We start from the raw sequence: 5,158 nt of genomic DNA, 5'->3' as shown, positions 1-5,158 counted from the left end.
GATACTAGCGCTTTCGTTCGTCCTTCTTCAAAAGCCGGGGACCCCGTGTTAGGCTGGCTCGATTCGTAATCGAAGCCATGAGCAAGGACGACACCACACTCGTTTACACGACGAGCGGCGAGATCGAAGCGCAGCAAATCCGAGCCTTTCTCGAGGCAAACGACATCCCCTCCATCTTCCTTGGTGAGAGCCTTCGCAAGACTCACGGCTTGACCCTCGATGGGCTCGGCCGGGTCGAGATTCACGTGCCCGAGGAGCACGTCGAGCGCGCCCGGGATCTCCTCTCCAGGCTGGACGCCGGAGAGTTCGCCCTCGACGAGTCCGACGAGCCCGACGAGTCCGACGAGCCCGAATAGCTCGATGCCCGAGTCTCGACTCGAACGCCGGATCGGCATCGTCGGGGCGATCACGATCGTCGTGTCCAACATGATCGGGACGGGCATTTTCACGACCACCGGGTTTCTCGCCGGCGATCTGGGCTCGCCCCGCCTCGTCATCTCGATCTGGCTCGTCGGTGGGTTGATCGCTCTTTGCGGGGCGATCTCGTACGTCGAGCTCGCTATCAACTTCCCGCGCTCGGGCGGGGAGTACGTGTACCTGTCGGAAGCGTGGGGTCCGGCCTGGGGATTCATCGATGGTTGGGTGAGCTTGTTTGCCGGGTTCTCGGCGCCCCTGGCGGCGGCGGCCCTCGCGATCTCGGCCTATCTCGGCTTGAGCGACGAAGGGCGCGCGCTCGGCGCCGGGCCTCTCACCATCCATCTCGGCGACGCGCAGCTCTTCGCCTGCGCCGTCATTCTCGTCTTCACCGTCTTGAACCTTTTCGGCGTGCTCGCGGTCGCGCGTCTCCAGACGGCGCTCACGGCGCTGAAGCTCGCCGTCGTCGGGGCCTTCCTCGTGCTCGGCTTCTCCATCGGAAACGGAGACATCGCTCACTTCGCCGTCCCCGCCGTCCGCACGTCGGAGGAGCCGCTGTTCGCGCAATTCGCGGTGAGCCTGGTCTTCGTCTTCTTCGCCTACAGCGGCTGGAATGCCGCCGTCTATGTTGCGGAGGAGGTTCGCGAGCCCAACCGAACGTTCCCCGTGGCCCTCATTTCCGGTACCGTGCTGGTCATCATTCTCTACCTGGGGCTCAACCTGCTCTATGTTTACGGCGGTCCGCTCGAGCGGCTGAAGGGCGTCGTGGCCGTGGGGGCGCAGGTCGCGAGCGGGCTCTTCGGCGAGGGGATGGCGCGCGCTTTCAGCATCGCCATGGCCGCCTCGCTTCTCGCGACCGTCAACGCGATGTGTCTCGTAGGCCCCCGCGTGTACTACGCCATGGCGCAGAACCGCGCTTTTTTCCCGGTGGCGACGCGCCTCCATCCGAAATGGAAGAGCCCGTTCGTGGCGGTATCGATCCAGGGGGCGGTGACGCTCGCCCTCATTCTCCTTCCGACCTTTCGCGGGCTGGCTCTCTACATCGGGTTCACCCTGTATCTGTTCACCGCGCTCTCGGTGCTCGCGTTGTTCAAGTTCCGCAAGCGACCCGGCTGGAAGCGTTTTCGATGGCTCGATCGGACCTATCCCCTCATTCCTCTGCTCTACGTCGGCATGAGCCTGTGGGTGCTGGTCTTCACGATTCGCGGTGCGCCCGAGTCTTCCCTCGCTGCGATTGCGACCGTGGTCGCTGGCGCCCTCCTGTACCAACGTTACCGTGGCCAGCCCTCGGCCGGCTGAGCGGAAACGCGCATTTTGCCCCAGGAATCTGGGCCATTCGGCGCGGTTGCGCTGCCGAACCCCTTCACCGAATCCGCCGATATGCTGGCACGTCTTTTGGAGATGTGCCTTTAATGAGGTTAGGGTGGACGAGGAGGGCGATCTTGGAACCGAGCCAGAAAGGAAGAACGTTGAAGCGCTCCATCAAGCTCCTCACGGTCGTCGCCGTGCTGGTCGCGGTCGGGCTGGGGCTTCGGTTCTTCGTCTTCGTCCCCGAGCCCGTCGCCGTCGTGGTGGCTCTCGCCGCCCGCGGAAGTGTCGAAGCGACGGTAACGAATACGCGGGCGGGAACGGTGATGGCGCGACGGAGGGCGAAGCTCTCCCCGGAGATGGGAGGCATGGTCGTGGCGATTCCGTTCCGGGAGGGACAGCGGGTTCGCCGCGGGGACGTGGTTTTGCGGCTCGACGATCGCCTGCAGCAGGCGGAGCTCGCGCTCGCGGAGAAAGACCATGAGGCGGCGCTGTCCCGGGAGCGGGAGGCGTGCCTCGCGGCGGAGCGAGCCGAGCGCGAAAGGGATCGTACGAGGCGGCTCGCGGAACAGTCCATCGCGAGCGAGGACCTTCTCGACCGCGCCGTGACCGAGGCCCTTCGCCTCCGCGCCGCTTGCGAGGCGGGGCACACCGCCGTCGAGCGGGCGCGGGCGGCGGTCGATCTCGCCAAAACCCGCGTCGAGAAGATGATCTTGCGCGCGCCGTTCGACGCGATCGTGGCCGAGGTGGACGCCGAGCTCGGCGAGTGGGTCACGCCTTCCCCGCCCGCCTTACCCGTTCCCGCTGCCATCGATATCCTCGATCCGGAATCCATTTACATCGGCGCGCCGATGGACGAGGTGGACTCGGCCCGAATCGAGCTCGATCAGAAAGTCCGGGTGAGCATCGACTCGTTTCCCGGGAAGAGCTTCTGGGGTCGGGTGTCTCGGATCGCTCCCTATGTGCTCGACGTCGAAGCTCAGAACCGAACCGTCGAGATCGAGGTCGACCTGGAAGATCCCGATGGAGCGAGCAGGATTCTTCCTGGCACCTCCGCCGACGTCGAGGTCGTTCTCGAAGAGCGCGATGGTGTGCTCCGCATTCCGACGCCGGCGCTCCTCGAAGGCAACCGGGTGCTCATCGTCGACGAGGAGGACCGTCTCGTCAGCCGCGACGTCGAGACCGGACTCAGCAATTGGGATTTCACCGAGGTCAAGAGCGGGCTCGAGCCCGGAGATCGGATCGTGGTGTCCCTGGATCGCTCCGGAGTCGTCGAGGGAGCCGTCGTCGTCGTCGAGGCCGAAGAGGGCGCGATTTGATCGAGCTCGAAAAGCTCTGCCGCAGCTTCGCCGTCGGTGACGAAGAGGTGCATGCCCTCGTGGACGTGGACGAGACCATCGGGGACGGAGAGCACGTCGCGATCATGGGACCTTCGGGCTCGGGCAAATCCACGCTCCTCAACATACTCGGATGTCTCGATACGCCGAGCTCGGGCTCGTACAAGCTCGATGGGCGGGAGGTCGGAACACTCGACGAGAACGAGCTGACCCAGATTCGGCGGCATCGGATCGGCTTCGTATTCCAGTTCTTTCATCTCGTGCCGCGGCTGTCGGCGCTCGAGAACGTGGAGCTTCCGATGGTGTTCGCCGGCATCGCCCCCGCCGAACGGCGCGAGCGTGCCTCGAGGACCCTCGGGGAAGTGGGACTCAGCGAGCGCGCGTCTCATCGGCCCGACCAGCTCTCGGGTGGCGAGCGTCAACGGGTGGCCCTCGCCCGGGCGACGGTGATGGAGCCGAGGCTCCTTCTCGCGGACGAGCCGACGGGTAATCTGGACTCCGCCTCCGGCTTCCAGGTGCTCGATCTCCTCGATCGGATGAACGACCAGGGCCTGACATTGATTGTCGTGACGCACGACACGAACGTGGCTCGCCGAGCCGACCGTGCGTTGATTCTGAACGATGGTCGGATCGCGCGCCGCATGGACCGCGAGGAGCTCCAGTCGCTCAGCGTCCTCGGGTCGCCGTCGCCGGTTCCCTCATGATGCCGCTCGAGCTGCTCCGTTTTGCCTGGCGCGCCCTATGGGGACATCGACTTCGATCCGGGCTGAGCCTTCTGGGCATGGCGGTCGGGGTGGGAGCCGTCGTCCTGCTCACCGCGCTCGGCGAAGGCGCGCGGGAGTACGTTTCCGGTCAGTTCATGAGCCTCGGCACGAACATCCTCATCGTCGTACCCGGCAAGACGGAGACCACGGGGGTCATGCCGGGCATGGGCGGGGCTCCGAACGACTTGACGCTCGACGACTTCGAAGCTCTCTTGAAGCGACTCCGGCAAGTCGAGCGGGGTGCGCCGATCGCCATGGCCACGGGAACGGTCACGCACCGAGAGCGCCGCCGCCAGGTCGCGGTGGTGGGAACGACGCCCGAGTTCCTCGAGATTCGAAAGCTTTCGCTCGGCCGCGGGCAATTCCTGCCGGATGGCGACCTGAAACGAGGGGGCGCCGTGGCGGTCATCGGAGAGAGGGTCGCACGAGAGCTCTTCCCCGGCGAGAGCCCTCTCGGAAAGGTCATTCGCATCGACGACTGGAGGATGAGGGTCGTAGGCGTTCTCGCCACACGCGGAACCCAGCTCGGGCTCGACGTGGACGACGTCGTCGTGATCCCGGTGGCGACGGCGATGCGGATCTTCAACCGGGCGTCCCTCTTCCGGATCCTTCTCGAGAGCCGAGCTCACACCGGCCTCGCCGCCACCGCCGAGCGGGTGACGGCGATCCTGGCCGAGCGTCACGGTGAAGAAGACGTGACCGTAATCACGCAGGACTCCGTGGTCTCCACGTTGAGCGACATTCTTGGCACACTGACCCTCGTCCTCGTCGCCATCGCCTCCATCTCGTTGAGCGTAGCCGGCATCGGGATCATGAACGTGATGCTGGTCTCGGTCTCGGAGCGGAGGAGCGAGGTTGGCCTGATGAAGGCCGTCGGCGTATCGCGATCTCAGATCGTCGCCGCCTTCATGACCGAGGCCGCGCTTCTCTCCATCTTTGGGGCGTTTCTCGGAGTGGGGACGGGTTGGCTCGCCGTCGGCGTCGTCGTGGGCCTCTACCCCGCTCTTCCCGCCCATCCACCGGCGTGGGCGGTCGCGGCAGCCATGGGGGTGGCGCTTCTCGTGGGGATCGCTTTCGGCGTCTTGCCCGCGCGCCGCGCGTCGAAGCTCGACCCGATCCTCGCTCTGGCGCGTCGATGAGTACGGCGAGTCTTCTCCGGTTCGCGCTGACGTCGGTTTCCGGCCATCGCCTCCGGTCGGCGCTGTCCACCCTGGGCATCGCCATCGGGATCGGCTCCGTCATTCTCCTGACGTCCATCGGCGAGGGGACCCGCCGCTACATCCTCGAGCAGTTCACCCAGTTCGGGACCAATCTCATCGCGATTAACCCCGGCAA

The 5,158-nt window shown here is 65.6% G+C and carries 6 protein-coding genes; all 6 read left to right on the top strand.

The annotated features are described in order from the left end of the window. The first annotated feature begins 77 nt into the window (after positions 1-77). Positions 78-356, top strand: coding sequence for a DUF2007 domain-containing protein (locus VEK15_00280; GenBank protein HXV59098.1), 279 nt, complete (start codon positions 78-80; stop codon positions 354-356). Positions 357-360: 4 nt separating this feature from the next. Beyond that, complete coding sequence (locus VEK15_00275) at positions 361-1,713, top strand: amino acid permease (protein ID HXV59097.1); 1,353 nt, start codon at positions 361-363, stop codon at positions 1,711-1,713. A 170-nt stretch (positions 1,714-1,883) separates the two neighbouring features. Further along, complete coding sequence (locus VEK15_00270; protein HXV59096.1) at positions 1,884-3,041, top strand: efflux RND transporter periplasmic adaptor subunit; 1,158 nt, start codon at positions 1,884-1,886, stop codon at positions 3,039-3,041. Beyond that, complete coding sequence (locus tag VEK15_00265) at positions 3,038-3,763, top strand: ABC transporter ATP-binding protein (GenBank protein ID HXV59095.1); 726 nt, start codon at positions 3,038-3,040, stop codon at positions 3,761-3,763. Before VEK15_00270 ends, VEK15_00265 begins: the two co-directional genes overlap by 4 nt. Further along, positions 3,760-4,962 (top strand): ABC transporter permease, encoded by a 1,203-nt coding sequence (locus VEK15_00260; GenBank protein HXV59094.1) that lies wholly within the window; start codon positions 3,760-3,762, stop codon positions 4,960-4,962. Before VEK15_00265 ends, VEK15_00260 begins: the two co-directional genes overlap by 4 nt. Beyond that, on the top strand, positions 4,959-5,158 hold a 200-nt coding region (locus VEK15_00255; protein ID HXV59093.1), incomplete at its 3' end, for an ABC transporter permease. The genes VEK15_00260 and VEK15_00255, both read left to right, overlap by 4 nt.

This window comes from Vicinamibacteria bacterium, assembly GCA_035620555.1.
In the GTDB taxonomy this organism is placed as follows: Bacteria; Acidobacteriota; Vicinamibacteria; order Marinacidobacterales; family SMYC01; genus DASPGQ01.
This window is presented reverse-complemented; position numbering and strand designations above follow the sequence as displayed.